Source organism: Vibrio sp. 10N.222.52.B7 (assembly GCF_041474275.1).
Classification (GTDB): Bacteria; Pseudomonadota; Gammaproteobacteria; order Enterobacterales; family Vibrionaceae; genus Vibrio; species Vibrio crassostreae_C.
Window position 1 is genome coordinate 30287 of sequence record NZ_JBFRTU010000009.1, and the last position, 19781, is coordinate 50067.

Here is a 19781-nt window from a genome sequence, read left to right on the forward strand (position 1 = left end):
CGCTTTCCACGTTCAATCATTGAAAGGTAAGAAACGGAAGGAGCACATTCTGGGTCGATTCTAATACAACGCGCAGACAGGTCTTCCATCGTTAAATGGTTACGTTTTCTTAGGTTACGTATTTTCGTACCTAGGAAATGTGACTGACGAACTAAACTTTTTGACAAGGCCATATTTGTAAAATTCACATTGTAAAATTTTTGTTGTGAAATTGTATGTAAAAAAGCGCTAATCTACAAACTAAGCAATTCACAAAATGACAAATAAATTAAACGTTAGTTTGGAATAATTGCTCTAGGACACATTTTTGCTGTAGAAATCGGTGGTTATCACCGGACTGGTCAAGAGGGAAAGACTATGAATATGCTTACATTCGATAAAACAGAAATCCAAAAACAATCAAAGCCATTTATCGCTGAAGCTGTCTTTGCCGTGGAGACAATCAATGCTAATCAGCAAACTGAAAAGCAAGTGAAAGCAAAGCAGCTGCTTGATCGACTATTCCCACTAGAGAATGGCTCACATCAAGACGTAACCAGCTACGTAGTCGATTACCGCCATATTATGGCTTACTTTAAAGACGGTCAGCACAGCGGTCTGAAGCACCCTAAGCAGTTTGTAGCGTACATGGGTGAGAAGAACGACCCAGACTCTATCTTGTTTCGAGATGGCAGTGGCAGCCACCTAGAGGTGATGTTTGGTTGCCACAAAGGGACAGGTTGTATTGAGCTAGTAGAAATTGATGATATTCAGTTGGAATCATGCACCACGTTTGGCCAATCACCAATGGAAGCAACAACCACAATGCGTGAAGAGACCATTGCAGCGATGCGCCACTGGATCAGTTTGATTCAAGGTGACGCAAAGGGTAAACCAAAGGCATGCAGTGAAGATAAAGAGTTCAGAGCAAAGAGTGGTGAAGACTACTGCTTGAATTATTGCTTCCAGATCTAACGGTGAATCCTAGTTAGCTAAAGTAATTTATACAACTAAAGAAAAAGCCCCGAAGATAATGTCTTTGGGGCTTTCTAGTCTCAATACGAGCCGACTAATATGTCGATAAGAGCATTGTTGGTGTGTTTTACAAAGGCATGACTCGGTTACGGCCAAGTGATTTCGCTTCATAAAGTAGCTTATCAGCACGTTCAATCAGCGATTGAGCTGATTCGCCGGGTTCAAGTTCAGCGACACCAAACGATGCAGTGATACTGCCGACTTGTTGACCACTGCGGCGATCTTTAATCGACAGCTTTTCTAGAGAGCGACGATTGGTATCAGCGAGTTGACGAGCAATACGCAAAGACTTGTTAGGCACAATCAGCGCGAACTCTTCACCACCAAATCGATAGGCAGAAATACCTTCACGGCAACTTAACTTCAGCTTGCGAGCGATCGCTTTAAGCACCATATCGCCAAACAAGTGGCCATAGGTGTCGTTGAAATTTTTAAAGTGGTCGATATCGAGAAGAATCAGACACAAAGATTGTTGTGCTTCACACAGGGTTTCTATGTCACGGTCGAAAGAGCGACGGTTATAGAGTGTGGTTGTACTATCGAAAAGCGCATCTTTCTGAACTTCTACTAACTGGGTTTTTAGCTTGGTGATCTCTGAGGTTGCAGAGTTTAGCTGAGAGTTTAAAAACTGAGTAGAGTGACGAATATGACGGGATTCAGACACCAGCTGTCGAACTAAGGACATGACTTCATCAATAGATAGGCTTTCATTATCAACACGAGCCAAGTCCTCGAAGCTTTTATCGATCATGTCAGAAAAAGCGGAGGTGTCGGTCAGGGTGTCATTCATTGAATTGGAAACTTCAGAAACTAACAGTTCCAAATTAGCGCGAAGGTCATTGATATTGGTTTCGGATTTGCTGGCAACATAATTGTTGTATAGCTGCTCACCAACGGCAGGAGGACAAATACCGTAGTGTTCTAAAATACCATCCATGTCTTGAGTCAGCTGGGGAATAGCGTTATCGACATAGGTGTACCAAAGTGCGTAATTTGCAGGTGTCGTTGACACCCTGTTCTTCATCATAAGAGGCACCGCTTTTTTTAGATTTGCGGTGGATTTCTGAAATTCGTCTTTGTTCATTATTTTTACTGCAGATACCAAAACAACTAAGCCACTTGCGAACAAGGTTAGCGGATTTCGAAGGTCTTTGCTTTAAAAATTATATGATTAGTGGATGAGGGTTGGATAAATAACTCATTTTTATTATGAATATCGATTGCGTATTCATAAGCGTAATCTAATGGATTGTTCTTTAACCATATTTGGGCTTATCAAACTTTCGGCGTAGCGTGAGTTAGTATCAAAAGATTGCTGAGAATTAAGTGTTGTCTAGGGAGGTGCATACAAAAAGTGACGTAAATTGATCGTTGAGCTTTAACTGAGAAAGTCTAGGTTGAGGACGCTTGGCTGGTGATTTGCATTTGTTCAGAGTTTACGGGGGAAAGCCTGTATCGAGAGGGGAAATGTTTATGAGCAGGCATAAAAAAGCGCCGATAAAAATCAGCGCTTTAAAATTCTTTTTAGCTATAAGAGCTAATTATTGAGCAACAACGTTTGCTGCTTGTAGGCCTTTTTGACCGTTTTCAACTTCGAAAGAAACCTTTTGGCCTTCTTTCAGAGTTTTGAAGCCTTCAGAAACGATTGCACGGAAGTGTACGAATACGTCAGCGCCGCCGTTGTCTTGAGAAATGAAGCCGAAACCTTTCTCTTCGTTAAACCATTTTACAGTGCCAGTATTTGTGTTAGACATAATTTGTCCCTTATTCATAAATTTTCTAAGTTGTTGATTGCATTTAATGCAATGCGCTGATAATTGAATTATTTAATATTGCTAAGAAATAAGGAAAAACTACTTACAAAAACGGGTAACGATTTTACATGTCAATTTTTTACTATTCATCTAACTTAAATAACTCCGGCTAACAGAGCGAGAGCATGTTAACACAGTCTTTTGAGATGTACACGCATTGCTTAAGAAATTTGTGCTTTTTTTGTCATACCGTGCGAATGTACAAGATTTACACTGATTTAGTGATAGTTTTGTCGCTTCGTCCAACACAACAAAAGGAAGCATCTCAGCTTCCTTTTGATCATTAGTATAGACGATATTAACGCTTAAAGTTGATATCTTCAGTTTGATCTAAATTTATTTTTGTTTTCGCTGGTTGAGTCTCTGCAATCACCTTACCGTGTCGTATTGAGTACTGCACTGGTACTTGGCGGCGCACTGCATCAAAGCCATTGTCAGCAGGAAGAATCAGTAAGTTACCTGGCTTACCTTCTTCGATGCCGAAGTTGTCTTGTATGTTCAATGTGCGAGCAGAGTTCTTGCTGATCAAATCAAGTGAGTTGTTGATTTGATCGTAGCCCATAACCTGTGTCACATGCAGTCCCATGTGCAGAACTTGAAGCATGTTCGCTGTGCCCAGTGGGTACCATGGGTCAAACACATCATCGTGGCCAAAACAAACGTTGATGTTTGCTGCTAGCATCTCTTTAACGCGCGTTACACCGCGGCGTTTCGGGTAATCGTCGAAACGGCCCTGTAAGTGAATGTTCACTAACGGGTTTGCCACGAAGTTGATACCAGACATCTTCAATAGACGGAATAGGCGAGATGCGTAAGCACCGTTGTAAGAGCCCATTGCAGTCGTGTGGCTAGCGGTTACTTTCTCGCCCATTTCAAACTTATGAGCAAGAGCTGCTAATGTTTCCACAAAGCGAGACTGTTCGTCGTCGATTTCATCACAGTGAACGTCGATCAGACAGTCGTACTTACGTGCAAGCTCGAACACGTAATGCAGAGATTCAACACCGTATTCACGAGTGAATTCGAAGTGAGGGATAGCACCGATAACGTCAGCGCCGATCTTCACTGCTTCTTCAAGCAACTCTTTGCCGTTAGGGTATGAAAGGATGCCTTCTTGAGGGAATGCAACGATCTGGATGTCGACCCACTCTTTCATCTCTTCACGAACTTCAACCATCGCTCTTAACGCAACGAGTGTTGGGTCTGACACATCAACGTGCGTACGAACGTGTTGAACACCGTTAGCTATCTGCCATTTCAGTGTTTGCTTGGCACGAGACTTTACGTCTTCGATTGATAGCAGTTCTTTACGCTCAGCCCAACGCTCAATACCTTCAAACAAAGTGCCAGAGATGTTCCAGTTAGGCTCACCAGCAGTTTGAGTAGTATCTAGGTGGATGTGCGGTTCACAGAAAGGAGTAACTGCAATGCCACCTTCAGCATCAAGGATGTCGCCTTGATGATTGATTTGCGCGCCATTATCGAGAATGCGAGAAAATTGACCATTTTCAATCAGAATCTGTTTCAAGCCTTCTTGGTCTTGAAGTTTCGCGTTCTTGATTAATAAGGTTGTCATAGTGTGTCCTTAAGCGGCCTGAGATTTCAGAGCTTTTTTGTTCAATAGAGGATTAAGCACGAGGTAACTGATTGCACCACCTAACACTGCGTTCAAAGGAACAACGCCAGGTAGGAAGTGACCAGCGGCTACGCCTGTTGCTACCGCGATAATGCCAGCCCAGTTAACGGTTTGGAACTCTGCATTTGCAAAATCTTTGTAACGTTTACGGTTCGCGAAGAAGTCGGCGATGATTACGCCACCAATTGGTGGAATCGCCAGCGAAAGGAAGGTTAACCAACCAACGAAGTTGTTGTATAACCAAAGTGCGAAAATCGTACCGATAATGCCGTTAATGATTGACATTGTAGTACTTGAGCGACCAGTGATGTTAGATAAACCCAAACCGGATGCATAAAGTGCATTTTCATTGGTTGTCCAGATATTCAAGCCAAGCACGATGATGGCTGGAAGCAGCAGACCTTGCGCGATCATCACATCTGAAATATCAGCCTGACCGGTTGCTGCTGCTCCTGCTGCGCCGAAGATAAACATCAGCGAGTTACCGATGAAGAACGCAACCATAGTAATTAATACTGCGCTTGCTGGCTTTTTACCAAAGCGAACGAAATCGGCCGTTAACGTACCCGCACTTACGAACGAACCTACAACCATTGCAAGAGCCATTGAAAAGTCCATTGGCGTCTCTGGTTTAATAAGTTGCAATTGCTCTAGTCCACCAACACTGTCTACCGCAGTCAGTACTGAGTAACCACCCAGAATCGCAATCGCAGGCACTGCAATCGCTGAAAGCACCATTAGCGCTTGAATGCCGAAGTACACTGTACCCGTCATCAATAAGCCAGATACGATAATCAAGGTGTTGGTATCAATGCCCGTTGCTTTTTGTACTGGAATAGCAAACATCGCAACACCCACACCAAACCAACCGACTTGTGTACCACCAAGTAAAGCAGAAGGAAGCCATGAGCCTTTAGTACCGAAAGAGAAACGAGCAAGGAGGTGGGTAGAGAGGCCAGTAGATGAGCCGATGTAGCCAAGAAAAGAAGTGTAAATACCGAGGATTAGGTTACCGATGAGAACGGCGAGGAAGAAATCGTTGAATGAAAGACCTGTCCCGAGTGAACCACCTGTCCACATACTTGCAGAGAAGAAAGTGAGTCCAAGCATTACCATGGTGAGTGAAGCGACTCCTTTCCTAGCCGATGTAGGAACCGGCCCTAGACTGTAGTTATTATCAGCAGCCATTTTTTACCTCCGCAAATGATCAAAATTAAAATTAACGGTCGCCGTATTGCAGGCAAACTTGCGCATTATGGTGATATAAATCACATAGTCAATGCTAATTTTGTCAATAATTGCCCATAAAAACCAGTTATTGCAGTAATTATCTTGTAAAACATAGGGTTATTTTCTGTCTTTATTTAAAAAAAACAAATAGAAAACGTTTTCTATAATGCGTTGGTTATCTGCTGTTCTTGGTTGGCTATGAATGCTTATTATTATACGTCTGAATGGGTGTCTGTATCGAAAAAGAGGGCGGTTGGCCAAACTGCAGGCAAAAAAATAGCCAATCGCAATAATCGCAATTGGCCTATATATTTTGTGAACAAGAATAGGTTCACTAACAACGTCAGTTGGCTAGGTGACCCTCGGCTTAAGAAGGGTCAATTTATACATTGCAGTTAGTGTGCCAACTTTTAAAACCACGTAAAACGGCAGTTTTATAGCAATCTGGTGCGTATTTGAGCGTTTAATTTGCGTTTTTGAAATGCCCAATTGCAAAATGCAATTGCGATTTGCAACTTTAGAGTGTTTATTCGTTTTTCGGGTTTGTGTTCTTTCTGGCGACGAATGGTGAAATAAACAAAAAGCCCGTGCGATCTAAGAGCGCACGGGCTTGGGTATTGTTTCACCAATAGGAAGTATTAGATGGAGTAGAAGAAGTACAGTTGAGACTTCATTCTAATGATGATCCCGCGTATTACGTCTAGGAACGCCATAAAGCTGATAGGCTTCTCACCGCTTACCCACGCTAATCCGACAGAGCCAACAGGAATATCGTAACCCTCTGCCTCATCAATTTTTAAACGAACAAAGTGGTGCTTGTTCTGAAGGTTTTTGCCTGTGGTAACACGAACCTGCTCATCGATACCCAGCAAACTTGCTTGCGCTTCACCAGTGGCCTCTACAATGCCTTCTACGGTTGCAGAGAACACTTTTCCTGGGTATACCGCTGTCGCAAATTCCGCAGGTTGACCGACCTTAATATTACGAATCGCTTGGTGGTTAACTCGCATCAGCACGTACTTCTCTTCGGTATACATCTGGATACGAGGCATCATTGAAACACGCTGACCTTCACGAAGAATAAAGTTTGTTACAAAGCCGTCAGTCGGTGCCGTGACTTTGGTGCTGTTCAAGTCCCATTGTGCTTGTGCCATTGTTGCCTTTGCTGAATCGACCTCAGTTTGCTTCTTGCTCACATTGGTTTCAGCTTTGTGGATGTTCAACTTCGCATTCTCGGCATCGACTTCTTTCTTGCTAAGCTGAGATTCCAATGTCGTAACGTTATACGTCGCTAAGTCTACCTTTGCTGTTTGTTGGTCGATGTCAGTTTCAGTGATCGTATGTTCTACCACTTTGTTTTGCTTCTGGTAACGATCAAGGGTCTTTGACTGCAGTACTAAGTCTGTTTTAGCCGAATCTATTTGTGCGACTGAAGCTTTGATGTCTTCAAGCGCCGATTGATAGCTGACTTTTGCAATGCTCACTTCTTGACGAGCTGTGTCTAAAGCGACCTCTGCAGATTCAAGTTGAACGCTGGCTTTGTCTCTTGCGATGACATATTTAGTGTCATCAATTTCGTAAATTAGCTGTCCTTCAGTCACATCCTGGTTTGGGTCGATGTGGACTTTGGAAGTTTTTCCCGACACATTAGTTGAATCGGGACGCAGCTGAATATGTGGAGACTGAACCACTGAGCCTCCCGATAGATCCATCGGAGTAAAATTGAGTAGGCCAACCCATACAAACAGCAACCAAGATGTACCCCCTAGGTACGCAAACGCCTTGGTGCCTTTGTTCCAAGGCATACCAACAAGTCTGAGTAAGTAAATGAACAGTGCCCAAATTGCCAAGCCTTCTAACATGTTTGGCTCTCCTCATCTTGCTTGTCGGAAGTTGTTTGCTCCTTGGTTGTGGTCGGTGACTTCCATGTGTCTCTTAGATTGATGATGGCTTTTTCCATATCAACGAAGGCCAAAATTACTGCTAGTACCCATACCCAGTGCCATACAAAACCAATCCATGTTAATGCGGTGATCAAACCGAGTTGTTGATGCTCTTTACTGTGAGCCTTGTTGATTGGTAATTCATGCACACGCCAGAAGCCGTAACATGCAGCAGCGATGGTTGCGACTAACACTACGCCTGCAACTACGTGTAGTGCGGTATCTGCGCCGGTTCCGACAAATGGGACACTAACTAAACTCATTGATATACCCTAGGTTAAATTGAGCACCGAGTGTTATTGATATCAGATTTAGAAGTTGATAATTTACCAATTACTTTAATAATGATGTCATTATGATTTGATCTGTAATAGTGACTTCTAAGTATGGTGGCTAATGAACAATTGTAACTTCTTAAGAGCATTGGGTATTTTGGGTATTTACCAATACGCAACGACTAATAAGGCTGTGAATACTGAGCAATTAGGTATTCCTAAATCGGTGTTTAATAACCCGATGAACCTTATCCCCGTAAGTGAAGTGGACAAATGGTATGGCTTACTTGAACAACAAACCGGTGATTCCGATATTATCTTGAAGCTGGCTGATAGAGTGGATATTGAAAGGCTAGGTCCTCTCTCTAACTGGTTTTTCTCGGGGCACGATCTGGCGTCGTCTATACGCCGAGTTAACATCGGGTTGCACTGTTTGCAGTCCGGGGCTTTTCTATATGGCGCTCAAGTCGGTAATTTCATCAAATGGTGCTACGACAATCCTGCTTATACTGAGGTGGGTAAAGTTCATGACTCAATTCGAGTTGCCATCTTTATGATGAAGATATTAAGGCGTTACTTGGGAGACGACTTTACTCCCGCAGCCGTCTCTATCGCAGGTTATCGCGAGAACACTCAACTCTATCAAGAGTATTTTGGGTGCAATATTCAGTGGGGCCAGCCACGAACTGAAATCTGGATACCAAGCCAGTCGAGGTTATCGAGCAATCAAGCCCCTTCTAGCGGCAAGATGAGCTTGGCAATGAACTTTCATGACTTAGATAATTACCTCAACATGCCTGATGCCGCGGATGAGCATAAGGTGACCTATGAGATGATCAATTACAGTCGCCATTTCGGCCTGCCAACACTGCATAAAGTGTCGAGTTTGCTTGGGTTATCTGAACAGCAATTTCAACGTCGATTGCATAACTTAGGCATCAACTTTTCTACCATTATGGGCTATGCGTTAAGTAATGTGGCGGTGGAGTTGTTGATGTATTCAGTGCCAATAGATAAAGTCGCGACGAGGCTCGGCTATACCAATGTCGCGAGCTTTAATCGGATGTTTAAGAAACATCGAGGTTTGACACCCAAGCAATATGTTGAGCGCCTAAAAACTGGCCTGTAACTATTCAGAGCTATCTTATGGTTCGTTTATGGATCAGGCTGGACAAGTAAACCATCCCCCAAGTACTCAAAATGAAAGGGGCGGTGAGTGGTAACAGTGACAGTTCATGAAAACCAAGTGTGATGAGACAGCTTAACAGCATGCCTAATAGGATTAACGGCCAACGGATTCGCGGATAGGGCACAAGTGCTAAAGTGGCAAGAATGGCGTTGTACCCGTAAAGACCTTGGGCTACCAGTTCGTTAGAAGCGCCAATCAACCCGCTAAATACGGTGCTAATTATTACTGCGAGCATAACCCAAATGGCATGCTTGATATTGTTGAGTGCGATGGCGACTAAGATAACGAGCCCCGACAACGCATTTTCGATGAAGCTGACTTGGCTTATCCCTTTTAACAACGGGATCACCACTGTCGGCAGGTTGAACCACGAGTTAGCCTCAATACTGATGAGTGGCATCAGTGCGGAATCAGGTGCAGAAAACGCTGACAGCTCAAAGGTTGATTGGATAATATAAATCAGCCAAGTGGTGAGGATAAAGGCGCTAGTGTAACCGCGATATTTCTCAAAACTGAATACGATGTGGGCAATCGGCACCGTGAGTAATGCACCTAACGCAGTCACTAAAGCCAATAATGGTGTCACACCAAAAAAGTTACCGATAAATAAACCAATCAAAGCGCCATTTAGCGCGTACATTCCACTATCAATGTCGTCAACTGACTTGTTGGTGTTGGTGTTGGTGTTGGTGTACATATAGCCATAGAAAGCTAATGCATAGCTGCAACTGGCGCCAAGTAAGGTAAGAAAAGCCAGCGCCAGTGACTCAATAGAAATGGCAAGCAACAGCAAAGTCGACGTCATGATAGACGGTGTGAAATAGACTTGCCCAATGCCATTGAGCAAGCCTTGAAACGGCAGAATATCCTTGTTCGTTTTCATCGTCTGATTACATTATTGAGTCATGTTAAATTTTTGTAATTCAGATTGTATACAATTTTATCAAGTTCACCATCTTCGAGTGTTAATTCTGATACCAGCGTTCACCATAAGCTTGTTGGTAATCTGGTGTTTCAATGATGCCTTCTTGTTCTGGAACGGTTTCTAACGGCCCAACAACAGTTCTATAGGGTAATACGCCAGCCCAAACTGGAATGTCCATATCGGCTTTATCATCATTCACTCCATGTTTACCAATCTTCACGGAAGCTTCTGTTAAAGGTATCGCCAACAACTCGGTCGCAGTGAGTTCTTTTTCATTACTGAGCCTCACTTCATCGGTTCTGCCCGGTGCGATTTGCTCAATAAAGATATTCAACAAGCGATCCTTTTCTTGATTGTCATCGATGACTGAAAATGACCCCAATACCACAGCAGAACGATAATGCGCACTATGATGAAATGCCGAACGAGCCAGCACCCAACCATCGAACAAGGTGAACGTTAAACAGGTTGGTTCTCCCTTTTTTAGTCCTTTTAGTAGGCGACTGTTTTTAGCTCCATGAATGTAGACTATATCACCCACTCGCCACGCGAGCATCGGGATGACCATTGGTCCTTGTTCGCCCTGCAATGCAATGTGTGCGATTAAGCTCTCATCAATAATTTGGTGCAGTTTCTCTTGTTCAAATACGGCTTTGTGAGCCCCTTTTTTAATCGTGGTTCTTTTCGTGTTAGATAACATAATCGCTCCTTAATCATTGCCTTTTGATTAATGTAGCGATTAACTGGTCTATTAAATAGAGCCACTTTTAAACACTATTTGGATCCAGTTATGCAGCCTATCGATGTCGGTGATCTACAGTTAGACGAACAACACGGCACGCGTCAAACCGCCTTGTTCCACGCGATAAGAGAGAAGATCGTTCAAGATTTATGGAGCAAGGGCAGTAAGTTACCTTCAACACGTAAGTTGGCTGTCGAGTTATCGGTGAGTCGAAATACGGTGATTTATGCGTACGAACAACTGGTTACTGAAGGCTATATCGAGAGTAAGCAAGGCTCAGGGTTTTATGTCTCGGTTGAACAACCAGAACACTTTCTAAGTTTGTCTAAGCCAAACAGTGTTCAGGATCCGAAGGTCAAACAAACAGTCAGTAAACCGAGTACAAACATAGCGACACCTAACGACATTAACCGCAGCTTTGCCCCAGGAGTTCCTGACTTAGATGCGTTCCCTTTTGCGAAATGGCAGAGGTTGCTGCAACGTCACTCTACACGTCAGAACATTGCGGGCAATCAAGAGGTTCAGGGAAGCTCAGCCTTGAGGGAAGCGTTGAGTGGGTATCTTGCAAGCAGTCGTTCCGTTCATTGTAATGCCGACAGAATCATCATCACCGCAGGTGCGCAGCAAGCCATCTCAATCGGATTAATGGCAACGTTAGCGATGGGCGACAAAATCCTCGTGGAGGAACCCGGTTATCGACAAGTACATAAAATTATCGATCTGTTGAGACTAGAGTTAGAAGGTGTAAGTGTGCGTGAAAAGGTGGGGTTGGATATTGAGAAAGTGTTGGCCAGTAATGCTAAGGCTCTGTATGTCACACCGAGTAACCAATACCCAATGGGCACGACTTTAAATACTGAGCAACGCCTTAAACTGATCGACTGGGCCAATCAACATCAGTCATGGATCATTGAAGATGACTATGACAGTGAGTTCCAGTTTGCTCATCGCCCTTACACCAGTATGCAAGGCTTAGCGGGTAAACTCGGGTTTGATGAACGAATCATTTATGTTGGTTCGCTGAGTAAAGTCATGTTCAACGGACTCCGCTTAGGTTACTTAGTGGTGCCAGAAAGTCTGGTGGCGAAGTGTCTTGAGATCAAAGACGCGCTCACTGGAGACACGGCGTCCCACACACAGGAAGCTTTGGCGGATTTTGTTCGAGAAGGCGACTTGCTGCGTCATATTAGAATGATGCGTCGGTCATACAAACTCAAGTATGAAGCGATGATAGAAGCGATTGAAAGCGAGTTTAACGGTGATCTTGAAGTGATCAGTCAGGCGGCAGGGCTACATGTGACCGTGAAGTGGTATCAAGGTATATCTGAACATGAGTGGAGCCGACGAGCTGATCTTCAAAATATCATCATTCGTCCGTTTGATTTTTATGAGTACGGTTCGAGTGATGCTCGTGATTGGAGTGGGGCGGTGCTAGGGTTTGGAAATATCCCTCTGGCTGAGATAAAGCCGAAGATCAAACAGATCGCTCGGCTTTTTTATCAGTGATATTGGTAGGTATCGTTTACAGCTTGTCGACAGAAACGGTGGGTTTACCCAACCACTTTCGCCAAGGGAGTGACAATGTCACAAAGATAGTCACGGCATAGAGCATCGACCAACTTAAACAGATAAACACCAAGGTACAGATGACCAATGAAAGCATGGCTGTGTATCTAGATGCGCCTGTTAGTAATCGGCAAGCGGCTAACATCGCGAGCAGATAAACCAGAACAAAAATACCGTTGGCGAGCTTGAGAAAGAATTCAAGGTCCAAGTTGGACAGTTCACCAATCACACACGAGATAAGCACGACAAAGCCAATTGCTATGGTTGGGTAAAACGGTACGCCGCGGCTGTTCAGTTGAGCCATTCGACTTGTAGGAGAGTGTTGGCGAGCCTGAGCCCAGATCATCCGAGACAGGCTTTGTGTGTAAAGGTTTAGGCTAGCAAAGCAAGCAAAGAACCCCAGCACGCTGATGACAGTTTTGAAGCCATTGCCAAACAGTTGTTCTGTTACCCACGGGATGGATGCGGCATCGAATTCAGATGAACCGTAAGCGCCCAGTTTAAGAATCACCACTGAACAAGCCCAGTACACTAACCCCGCAACAAAACAGCCTGCAATGATGGCGATTGGGAAGTCACGTTGTGGATTTTTGAATTCCTCTCCCATGTGAGCAAAAGCTTCTATTCCGACAAAGCACCAAAACATGACAGCCAACGCAGCGCCGATAGACCACACCGAATCGGACGAGATGGTTGGAAGAGAAACATCGGCTGCCGTGATGTCGGCTTTCCAAACAAAAGCGCTGACTAAGGCAAAAATCGACAATGCGATCACGGTTTGTAGTCGGCCAGAAGATTTACTGCCCATCAAATTGACGGCAATAAGCAGGGCGACGGTAAAGGATTGAGCGCCAAGTGGTGTGTCGAGGGGGGCGGGTAACAATTGTTGAGCAAACCCACCTGCTAGTGCAATGGCCGCTGGAATACCGACAGGAATAACACTCACAAACAACCACGCCACGCTGGTTTCTAATCGCTCGCTAAATGCCTGACGCACAAAGTAAGCAGTACCACCTGCATTCGGGTAGCGTTTTCCTAATGCTGCAAAGGTCAGTGCAATCGGGCAAATAGCGATAAACAGGATTAACCAAGCAAGAAGAGACAACTGTCCTGCAATGCCTGCTGCGATCGCAGGGATCATAAATAATCCCGTGCCTAGCAAGGTCGTCGAGAGTTGTCCGATTCCTGAAATAAGCGTGATTTCTTGTTTGAGTTGTGTCATTCGCTCTCCTAGCTATTTGATTCTGGTCACGGTCTTCCAGTAACTTTCTTCTGGTGTGTGAGAAGTTATGATTGAGAGCATACATTGTTGACATCAATAATACAGCTAGCGAAACGTCGTAAGACACCGTCATTTTAACGGTATTAATCCGATTCAGCGTGAAAGTGTCGGCTGTCAGAATGGCTGTTATAAGTAGGAAAGTTGTGTCAAATTAGGCGTTATAAATAGAACAATAAATGGAAAGAATCAGAAGCATGGATAAATTTGATCGCCAGATTTTGGATATTCTCAAAACCAATGCACGATGCTCAGTGAGCGATATCGCCCGAGATGTCAGTCTCTCGCGCTCGGCAGTGAACGCCAGAATCAAGAAACTGGAAAGCGACAAAGTGATTACGGGCTACTGCGCTCAAGTGGCAGAACCCAACCAAACGAAGAATGTGTGCGCTTATATCTTGTTGAAGTTCGACATGTCGAGTAGTGACCATAGTTGTGAGTCTTACGCGAAACAAATTCAGAGTATCGATGAGGTGCAATGGTGCCACTCTATTAGCGGTGAGACCGACATGATGCTGTACGTGGAAGTGGAAAGCATGGAGAGCCTGAACCGAGTTCGCGATCAGCTGCAAAGCTACCCAGATCTGCGTCATTTAATGACTCATACGGTTTTGACCGAGTTTTTCAACAAACAGAATGCGACGGTGCATTCATGTTAGGCAATATCAACTTAAACCTGCTGCGTTCACTGCATGTACTTCTTGAAGAGTGTCATGTGAGCCGTGCCGCCCAACGTTTGCATATCACACAATCCGCGGTGAGCCGCCAGCTCAGCCAGTTACGAGATTTGTGTGGTGACCCTTTACTGGTCCGTGATGGCAACAAACTGGTGCCGACCAACCGCGCACTTCTGCTTAAAGGCAAACTCGACGACCTGCTTGGCGAGTTTGACCACCTGTTAGATGATAAACCCTTCGAGCCGCAAGACTGGCAAGGTGAATTGGTGTTGTCCTCGAGTGATTATGTCGCTCAGTATATTCTTCCTGTGATTGTGGCAGAGGTGTCTGCTGAAGCGCCGAACATCAATTTGGCTTATCGATTGTGGCAGCCAAACTACCTTGAAGCACTGAACGAGTCTGGGATTCATTTGGCTTCCAGTATGTTTCCCACAAAGCCAGAACATGTCTCAAGTATCAAACTTGGTGAAGATAAGCCGGTGTGTTTGATGCGAAAGTCGCACCCGCTGGCTCAACAAGCGGTTTTGAGTGCAGAAGATATTGTTCACTACTCTCACATCAAAGTGACGGGTGGTGGAGATAAAGACAGTTACGCGGACATAGCATTGAAGAAGCAAGGGCTGAAGCGAAGAGTGGCTTTACAGGTTCCGTTCTTTTCATCTGCTGGTACTGTGTTATTGCAAGACGACTATCTGATGATCGTGCCAGAACATATCGCCTATAACCTAGGTCGACACCTCGATACTACCTACTTTTCGTTGCCATTTGATACGGAAATGCATACCTATTGGTTAATGTGGCATCCTAAATATGACAACGACTCTGCCCACAAATGGGCGCGAGAAAAAGCATCCCAAGCCATGCAAAAGTCGAGTTACAATATCAGTATGACTTGAAATCATAGGTGTGATGATAATCTTTGATTTCAAATAATACCTCCTGCGAATTATGGTAAGTGCCAAGTATTGAGTATTAAGCGTAGAGCGTTCAGCTGGAACGCTTTATTTTATTAGGAATGGAATGATGACAGTAACAATTTGGTTTTCTTTATTAGCGATTTGCTTGTTGGGTGCAATGTCTCCGGGCCCAAGCTTGGCGATGATCGCTAAACACAGTTTGGCTGGTGGCCGTATGAACGGGCTTATCGCAGCTTGGTCACACGCTGCTGGTATCGGTATTTATGCGTTCGCAACCATTGTTGGTTTAGCCGTTGTGCTTGAGCAATCCCCAATGTTATTTAAAGGTATTAGCTTAGCGGGGGCTACTTATCTGCTTTATCTTGGCGTTAATGCGTTACGTTCGAAAGGTGGTGTTGCCGCGAAATTAGAAGCGGGTGAAAAGATGAGTTACATGCAGTCTGCTCGTGAGGCTTTCTTGATCTCTATCTTGAGCCCAAAGATCGCATTGTTCTTCATCGCTCTGTTTAGCCAATTTGTAGCGCTAGGTAATGAACTGACCAATCAAGTGATTATTGTCTCAACGCCGCTGATTGTCGACGGCCTTTGGTACACCTTTATCACCTTGGTACTGTCTAGCCCGTTGATTGTTGAACGTATTCGCTCGAAAGCTCAGTTGATTGATCGACTATCTGGCGTGGTGCTGCTCCTGCTTGCTGTTCGCGTGGTGTGGACGATATAGCAGTAAACGATAAGAATAAGTAACTAGGGTCTGTTAACTTTTAGTGGTTAAATTTTGTTCGAGATAGAATCGTTTTAGGCGCGGCAAGGAGTATGTAGCCTAGTCATTCTAAGTTAATACTTCTTAACAAAGCATAAAACGATTCTAGCCGAACCCTTCGGGCAGCCTTTGTGGTTCATTTCTACTGCGTTATCGGCTTCTCATGTAGGCTAGCTACACTTCAAAGCCTCTGCCTTGTAGAAATTTCCCACAAAGTGCTGCAAAAATCAGCTCTAAAGGTCAACAGACCCTAGACGTTCACCAGAAACGACACTCATTAAAAAAGGCTCACTAGACGTTATCTAGTGAGCCTTTTTGATTTCTCTGGATTAGCTTTTGGAAGACTTGAGCTTATTAGCCTTCAGAGTTCAGTACGGCATCTAGCTTCGCCATCGAGTCTGAGAAGTAGGGGTTGTAGGTCAAACGCGCATGGTTCTTCCCTTCTTCACGATAGCCCCAAGCTGAGTACCAAACCTCACTGGTTGCATTGCATTGTTCTTCAAACCCTTCTGCCTGACCATTGGAGCAAATCTTCTCGCTACCATTGATTCCGTAATAAGGGTTGTTTGGTGAGAACAGTAAGCCCATGTGAGAGCCGTTCGAGATGCGTTGCTCTGGGATCTTCATGCTGTACTGAACAGCGCGAGGATCCTCGAGAGTCGTCTCTCCTTGCCAAACCAACACATTGTTTGGATTCGGCATAGATTCAGTAAAGGCTTGCTGAACGTAGTTGGTGTCAATCACGCTGTCGCCTTCACTCATCATAATAAAAACTGGTTTATCGAAGTGTTTATCTTGTAAGTCACCACGTACGACTTCTGATGTCTCGTAGTAAACCGATGCACCATTCATTGGCAACGAGTTGTAACGCAACACATTGTCTTCAGGATCTTGATCCGCCCAAGTGACAAAGTAGCTTGCTAGTCCCGCGTATTGAACGGCAGACGAGCTCGGTTGAAACGCAGGTGAGAACAGCAGTAACCCAGAGATCTTTGGATCGTTCATCGCCTGTGAAGTCACGAGGTTCGCGCCGGTTGAATAGCCGCCTAGCCAAACAGAATCATACTCTTGCTCAAGTAACTTCGTATGATGAGCCACCACACCTTGCCAATCTTCTAGGCTCGGCTGCATTAAATCACCCACGCGACTGCCGTGACCCGGAAGTAATACGGTTCTCACTAAGTAACCTTGCTCTGCCAAATGGGTAGCGATGTCTTTAAATGAGTAAGGTGAGTCGCCTAATCCATGAACCAATAATACCGCCTTGCCGTTTGGCGAGGTTGGTTGATACTCGGTTGGTGAATTGAGTTGGATCTCGAGTTGCTTGTCTTCCGTCATGAACACGCGGTTTTTCAATAACCAATCTTGTGTGTCATTGACGTAGGCATCAAAGCTGTCTTGCTGATAGCTAGGCAAGTCTGGAGATGTTTCGTAAGCGGGTATCGGTGTCTCGTTGGAACAACCAACGAGACTTAAAGTCGTTAAGGCCAGCAGTGCTAGGAGTGGCTTTCTTTGCATTATGTAATCTTGTCTCTGTTGTGCTTTCACTATGTCTGAAACTAAAGTTTAGGTTACTTTTTGCTTGAAAGGTCTTCGTATTCACCTTCAATAACACCAGCATCATTGGTTGATGACTGACGAGTGTTCATATGAGCTGCGAAACCTTGTTTCTTCATTTGATTCTGAATGCGCTTGCCAGTAATTAAAGCTGCAATAGCTAAAGGAATAGCAAGGATCAAGCTTGTGAATAACGCCAAAAGGCCAGTAAACAATGCAACAATCGTAACTAATATATTTTTCATATTCATTCCTCTTTTTCTATGTTGTTACTTTATCGCTTCTATTCTGAACGAAACATGAACGCCGTTAATAAATCTCTGAGAGTCACTATGACACGGATGTGTGCTGTTAGGGAGTTTATATGTAGTCATAATCACGCACTAAAAACATGGAATAAAACTAAGTTTAATAAAATCAATATGTTAAAAGTTGGCACGCTTGATGCTCTATAGGGGTTGGAATAAGTCACTGTAAGCAAAGTACTTACAGTTAATAAAAATTACTGGAGCCCTTATATGTTTTGTATTCAATGTGAACAAACAATTCAAACCCCAACCGTAAAAGGCTGTTCTTTCGCACAAGGCATGTGTGGAAAAACGTCTGAAGTATCCGACCTTCAAGACGTGTTGGTGCATTCTCTTCAAGGTGTTTCTTTTTGGGCCAATTTGGGCCGTGCGTGTGATGTTATTGATACTGAAATCGACGAGTGGGCGCCAAAAGCGTTTTTCGCAACATTAACCAACGTTAACTTCGACCCTGCTCGTATCATTGAATTTGCACAGCAATCTCATGAATTTAAGCAGCGCTTAGAACAACAGGTTCGTGCGGCAGCGACATTGATTGGTTTTGAGATCCCAGCGCTTTCTGCTGCTGCTCAATTCGACCTTCCAACGGACTCTTCAGAGCTATTGGCGCTTGCCCCTCAAGCGGCGGTAAACCGTGGTCACGACTCTCAACACGAAGATGTGATTGGTCTTCGCCTTCTTTGTCTTTACGGGCTAAAAGGTGCAGCAGCTTACATGGAGCACGCACGTGTTCTTGGTCAAACTGATAATGCTATTTTCGCTGAATACCATGAAATCATGGCGTTCCTAGGTACAGATCCATCAGACCTAAAACAACTGTTAGATACGTCTATGCAGATCGGCTTAATGAACTACAAGGTCATGGAAATGTTGGATAAAGGCGAGACAGATACCTTCGGTCACCCTCAACCAACAACCGTGAATGTGAAGACGAAGCGAGGTCACTGTATCCTTGTTTCTGGTCACGACCTGCATGATCTAGAAAAGATCCTTCAACAAACGGAAGGCAAGGGCATTAACGTTTACACCAACGGTGAGATGCTACCTGCACACGGCTACCCTGAACTAAACAAGTACCCACACCTTGCGGGTAACTACGGCAGCGCTTGGCAGAACCAGCAAAAAGAATTTGCGAACTTCCCAGGTGCGATCGTAATGACATCTAACTGTCTGCTTAACCCAGATGTGGGCTCGTACGCTGACCGCCTATTTACGCGTAGCATCGTAGGCTGGCCGGGTGTTGCTCACCTTGAAGGTGACGATTTCAGTGCAGTGATCGATTGTGCTCTTGCGCAAGAAGGCTTTAAGCATGACGAGATCGAGCAAATGATCACTGTCGGTTTTGGTCGTAACGCCTTGATGGAAGCAGCGCCTGCGGTTGTTGAACAAGTGAAAGAAGGCAACATCAAACACTTCTTCCTAGTGGGTGGTTGTGACGGCGATAAATCTGAACGTAGCTACTACACAGATTTCACAGCTCAAGCGCCAGAAGATTCAGTAATCCTGACATTGGCATGTGGTAAATTCCGTTTCAACAAAAACCAATTCGGCGACATTAACGGTATTCCACGTCTGCTCGATGTTGGCCAATGTAACGATGCATACTCAGCGATTCAGCTTGCTCTTGCGCTGTCTCAAGAGTTTGATTGTGGCATCAACGAACTACCACTAACACTTGTTCTTTCTTGGTTCGAGCAAAAAGCGATCGTTATCCTGCTTACTCTGTTCGCACTGGGTGTGAAAGGTATCTACACAGGCCCAACAGCGCCTGCATTCCTAACTGAAAACCTACTAAAGATTATTCAAGACGAGTTCGACATGCGTTCTATCTCAACGCCAGAGCAAGATCTTAAAACAATCTTAGCGGCTTAATCTAAGCCCACTCCCAAGCCCCGTTGTTGCTGTTCTCTAGGAACGTGCAGCGGCGGGGCTTTCTAGATTTAATTCTT

Annotated in this window: 19 protein-coding genes; 7 read left to right on the forward strand and 12 right to left on the reverse strand. The window is 44.5% G+C overall.

Annotated elements, in window-relative coordinates:
* Positions 1 to 173, reverse strand: a 173-nt coding sequence (locus tag AB4512_RS25490; RefSeq protein ID WP_408063693.1) for a helix-turn-helix domain-containing protein, incomplete at its 3' end; no start/stop codon positions are given.
* 184 nt (positions 174 to 357) lie between these two features.
* Between AB4512_RS25490 and AB4512_RS03705 the strand changes: the two genes are divergently transcribed.
* A complete protein-coding gene (locus AB4512_RS03705) occupies positions 358 to 954 on the forward strand; it encodes a malate synthase (RefSeq protein WP_017060610.1) in 597 nt (198 codons plus the stop codon).
* A gap of 127 nt (positions 955 to 1081) precedes the next feature.
* On the opposite strand, the gene AB4512_RS03710 is transcribed toward AB4512_RS03705, so the two are convergent.
* From AB4512_RS03710 to AB4512_RS03735, 6 genes are all read right to left on the reverse strand, one after another.
* Positions 1082 to 2098 carry a GGDEF domain-containing protein gene (locus AB4512_RS03710; RefSeq protein ID WP_102398619.1) on the reverse strand — a complete coding sequence of 339 codons (1017 nt, stop codon included), beginning with the start codon at positions 2096 to 2098 and terminating at the stop codon, positions 1082 to 1084.
* A gap of 457 nt (positions 2099 to 2555) precedes the next feature.
* A complete protein-coding gene (locus AB4512_RS03715) occupies positions 2556 to 2768 on the reverse strand; it encodes a cold-shock protein (RefSeq protein ID WP_004740083.1) in 213 nt (70 codons plus the stop codon).
* Between the two features lie 358 nt (positions 2769 to 3126).
* The gene (locus AB4512_RS03720) at positions 3127 to 4404 is read right to left on the reverse strand and encodes a cytosine deaminase (RefSeq protein ID WP_372073539.1); all 1278 of its coding nucleotides are present in this window, start codon (positions 4402 to 4404) and stop codon (positions 3127 to 3129) included.
* A 9-nt stretch (positions 4405 to 4413) separates the two neighbouring features.
* A complete protein-coding gene (gene codB / locus AB4512_RS03725) occupies positions 4414 to 5652 on the reverse strand; it encodes a cytosine permease (protein WP_032545811.1) in 1239 nt (412 codons plus the stop codon).
* A gap of 680 nt (positions 5653 to 6332) precedes the next feature.
* Entirely contained in the window at positions 6333 to 7556 is a 1224-nt protein-coding gene (locus AB4512_RS03730; protein ID WP_372073541.1) for an HlyD family secretion protein, read from the reverse strand.
* Positions 7550 to 7900 (reverse strand): MFS transporter, encoded by a 351-nt coding sequence (locus tag AB4512_RS03735; protein ID WP_017066493.1) that lies wholly within the window; start codon positions 7898 to 7900, stop codon positions 7550 to 7552. The genes AB4512_RS03730 and AB4512_RS03735 overlap by 7 nt, the downstream gene beginning before the upstream one ends.
* A 133-nt stretch (positions 7901 to 8033) precedes the next feature.
* Here AB4512_RS03735 and AB4512_RS03740 point away from each other — a divergent pair, with 133 nt between their 5' ends.
* Positions 8034 to 9041, forward strand: coding sequence for an AraC family transcriptional regulator (locus AB4512_RS03740; protein WP_017061786.1), 1008 nt, complete (start codon positions 8034 to 8036; stop codon positions 9039 to 9041).
* A gap of 10 nt (positions 9042 to 9051) precedes the next feature.
* Here AB4512_RS03740 and AB4512_RS03745 read toward each other — a convergent pair whose 3' ends face one another.
* Positions 9052 to 9984: an urea transporter gene (locus AB4512_RS03745; RefSeq protein ID WP_372174458.1), complete on the reverse strand. Its 933-nt coding sequence runs from the start codon at positions 9982 to 9984 to the stop codon at positions 9052 to 9054.
* A gap of 82 nt (positions 9985 to 10066) precedes the next feature.
* Positions 10067 to 10726 (reverse strand): pyridoxamine 5'-phosphate oxidase family protein, encoded by a 660-nt coding sequence (locus tag AB4512_RS03750; RefSeq protein ID WP_017061784.1) that lies wholly within the window; start codon positions 10724 to 10726, stop codon positions 10067 to 10069.
* Between the two features lie 90 nt (positions 10727 to 10816).
* Here AB4512_RS03750 and AB4512_RS03755 point away from each other — a divergent pair, with 90 nt between their 5' ends.
* Positions 10817 to 12274 (forward strand): PLP-dependent aminotransferase family protein, encoded by a 1458-nt coding sequence (locus AB4512_RS03755; RefSeq protein WP_372174459.1) that lies wholly within the window; start codon positions 10817 to 10819, stop codon positions 12272 to 12274.
* A 16-nt stretch (positions 12275 to 12290) separates the two neighbouring features.
* On the opposite strand, the gene yjeH is transcribed toward AB4512_RS03755, so the two are convergent.
* The gene (gene yjeH, locus AB4512_RS03760; RefSeq protein WP_372129989.1) at positions 12291 to 13556 is read right to left on the reverse strand and encodes an L-methionine/branched-chain amino acid transporter; all 1266 of its coding nucleotides are present in this window, start codon (positions 13554 to 13556) and stop codon (positions 12291 to 12293) included.
* A 254-nt stretch (positions 13557 to 13810) separates the two neighbouring features.
* On the opposite strand from yjeH, the gene AB4512_RS03765 reads away from it, so the two are divergent.
* The 3 genes from AB4512_RS03765 (at position 13811) to AB4512_RS03775 (ending at position 15928) form a co-directional block, all read left to right on the forward strand.
* Entirely contained in the window at positions 13811 to 14272 is a 462-nt protein-coding gene (locus AB4512_RS03765) for an Lrp/AsnC family transcriptional regulator (RefSeq protein WP_017061781.1), read from the forward strand.
* Positions 14266 to 15186 (forward strand): LysR family transcriptional regulator, encoded by a 921-nt coding sequence (locus AB4512_RS03770; protein ID WP_372174461.1) that lies wholly within the window; start codon positions 14266 to 14268, stop codon positions 15184 to 15186. Before AB4512_RS03765 ends, AB4512_RS03770 begins: the two co-directional genes overlap by 7 nt.
* A gap of 127 nt (positions 15187 to 15313) precedes the next feature.
* Complete coding sequence (locus AB4512_RS03775) at positions 15314 to 15928, forward strand: LysE family translocator (RefSeq protein WP_372174466.1); 615 nt, start codon at positions 15314 to 15316, stop codon at positions 15926 to 15928.
* Positions 15929 to 16321: 393 nt separating this feature from the next.
* Here the strand turns inward: AB4512_RS03775 and AB4512_RS03780 are convergent, their stop codons facing one another.
* The gene (locus tag AB4512_RS03780; RefSeq protein ID WP_017061778.1) at positions 16322 to 17485 is read right to left on the reverse strand and encodes a carboxylesterase; all 1164 of its coding nucleotides are present in this window, start codon (positions 17483 to 17485) and stop codon (positions 16322 to 16324) included.
* Positions 17486 to 17538: 53 nt separating this feature from the next.
* Positions 17539 to 17769 carry a hypothetical protein gene (locus AB4512_RS03785; protein WP_017061777.1) on the reverse strand — a complete coding sequence of 77 codons (231 nt, stop codon included), beginning with the start codon at positions 17767 to 17769 and terminating at the stop codon, positions 17539 to 17541.
* 273 nt (positions 17770 to 18042) lie between these two features.
* On the opposite strand from AB4512_RS03785, the gene hcp reads away from it, so the two are divergent.
* Positions 18043 to 19704 carry a hydroxylamine reductase gene (gene hcp, locus AB4512_RS03790; RefSeq protein WP_017068651.1) on the forward strand — a complete coding sequence of 554 codons (1662 nt, stop codon included), beginning with the start codon at positions 18043 to 18045 and terminating at the stop codon, positions 19702 to 19704.
* Positions 19705 to 19781 lie beyond the last annotated feature (77 nt).

Coding starts and splice junctions, on each gene's coding strand:
- AB4512_RS03705 (WP_017060610.1), top strand. CDS start 358: ATGAATATGCTTACATTCGATAAAACAGAAATCCAAAAACAATCAAAG.
- AB4512_RS03710 (WP_102398619.1), bottom strand. CDS start 2,098: ATGAACAAAGACGAATTTCAGAAATCCACCGCAAATCTAAAAAAAGCG.
- AB4512_RS03715 (WP_004740083.1), bottom strand. CDS start 2,768: ATGTCTAACACAAATACTGGCACTGTAAAATGGTTTAACGAAGAGAAA.
- AB4512_RS03720 (WP_372073539.1), bottom strand. CDS start 4,404: ATGACAACCTTATTAATCAAGAACGCGAAACTTCAAGACCAAGAAGGC.
- codB (WP_032545811.1), bottom strand. CDS start 5,652: ATGGCTGCTGATAATAACTACAGTCTAGGGCCGGTTCCTACATCGGCT.
- AB4512_RS03730 (WP_372073541.1), bottom strand. CDS start 7,556: ATGTTAGAAGGCTTGGCAATTTGGGCACTGTTCATTTACTTACTCAGA.
- AB4512_RS03735 (WP_017066493.1), bottom strand. CDS start 7,900: ATGAGTTTAGTTAGTGTCCCATTTGTCGGAACCGGCGCAGATACCGCA.
- AB4512_RS03740 (WP_017061786.1), top strand. CDS start 8,034: ATGAACAATTGTAACTTCTTAAGAGCATTGGGTATTTTGGGTATTTAC.
- AB4512_RS03745 (WP_372174458.1), bottom strand. CDS start 9,984: ATGAAAACGAACAAGGATATTCTGCCGTTTCAAGGCTTGCTCAATGGC.
- AB4512_RS03750 (WP_017061784.1), bottom strand. CDS start 10,726: ATGTTATCTAACACGAAAAGAACCACGATTAAAAAAGGGGCTCACAAA.
- AB4512_RS03755 (WP_372174459.1), top strand. CDS start 10,817: ATGCAGCCTATCGATGTCGGTGATCTACAGTTAGACGAACAACACGGC.
- yjeH (WP_372129989.1), bottom strand. CDS start 13,556: ATGACACAACTCAAACAAGAAATCACGCTTATTTCAGGAATCGGACAA.
- AB4512_RS03765 (WP_017061781.1), top strand. CDS start 13,811: ATGGATAAATTTGATCGCCAGATTTTGGATATTCTCAAAACCAATGCA.
- AB4512_RS03770 (WP_372174461.1), top strand. CDS start 14,266: ATGTTAGGCAATATCAACTTAAACCTGCTGCGTTCACTGCATGTACTT.
- AB4512_RS03775 (WP_372174466.1), top strand. CDS start 15,314: ATGACAGTAACAATTTGGTTTTCTTTATTAGCGATTTGCTTGTTGGGT.
- AB4512_RS03780 (WP_017061778.1), bottom strand. CDS start 17,485: ATGCAAAGAAAGCCACTCCTAGCACTGCTGGCCTTAACGACTTTAAGT.
- AB4512_RS03785 (WP_017061777.1), bottom strand. CDS start 17,769: ATGAAAAATATATTAGTTACGATTGTTGCATTGTTTACTGGCCTTTTG.
- hcp (WP_017068651.1), top strand. CDS start 18,043: ATGTTTTGTATTCAATGTGAACAAACAATTCAAACCCCAACCGTAAAA.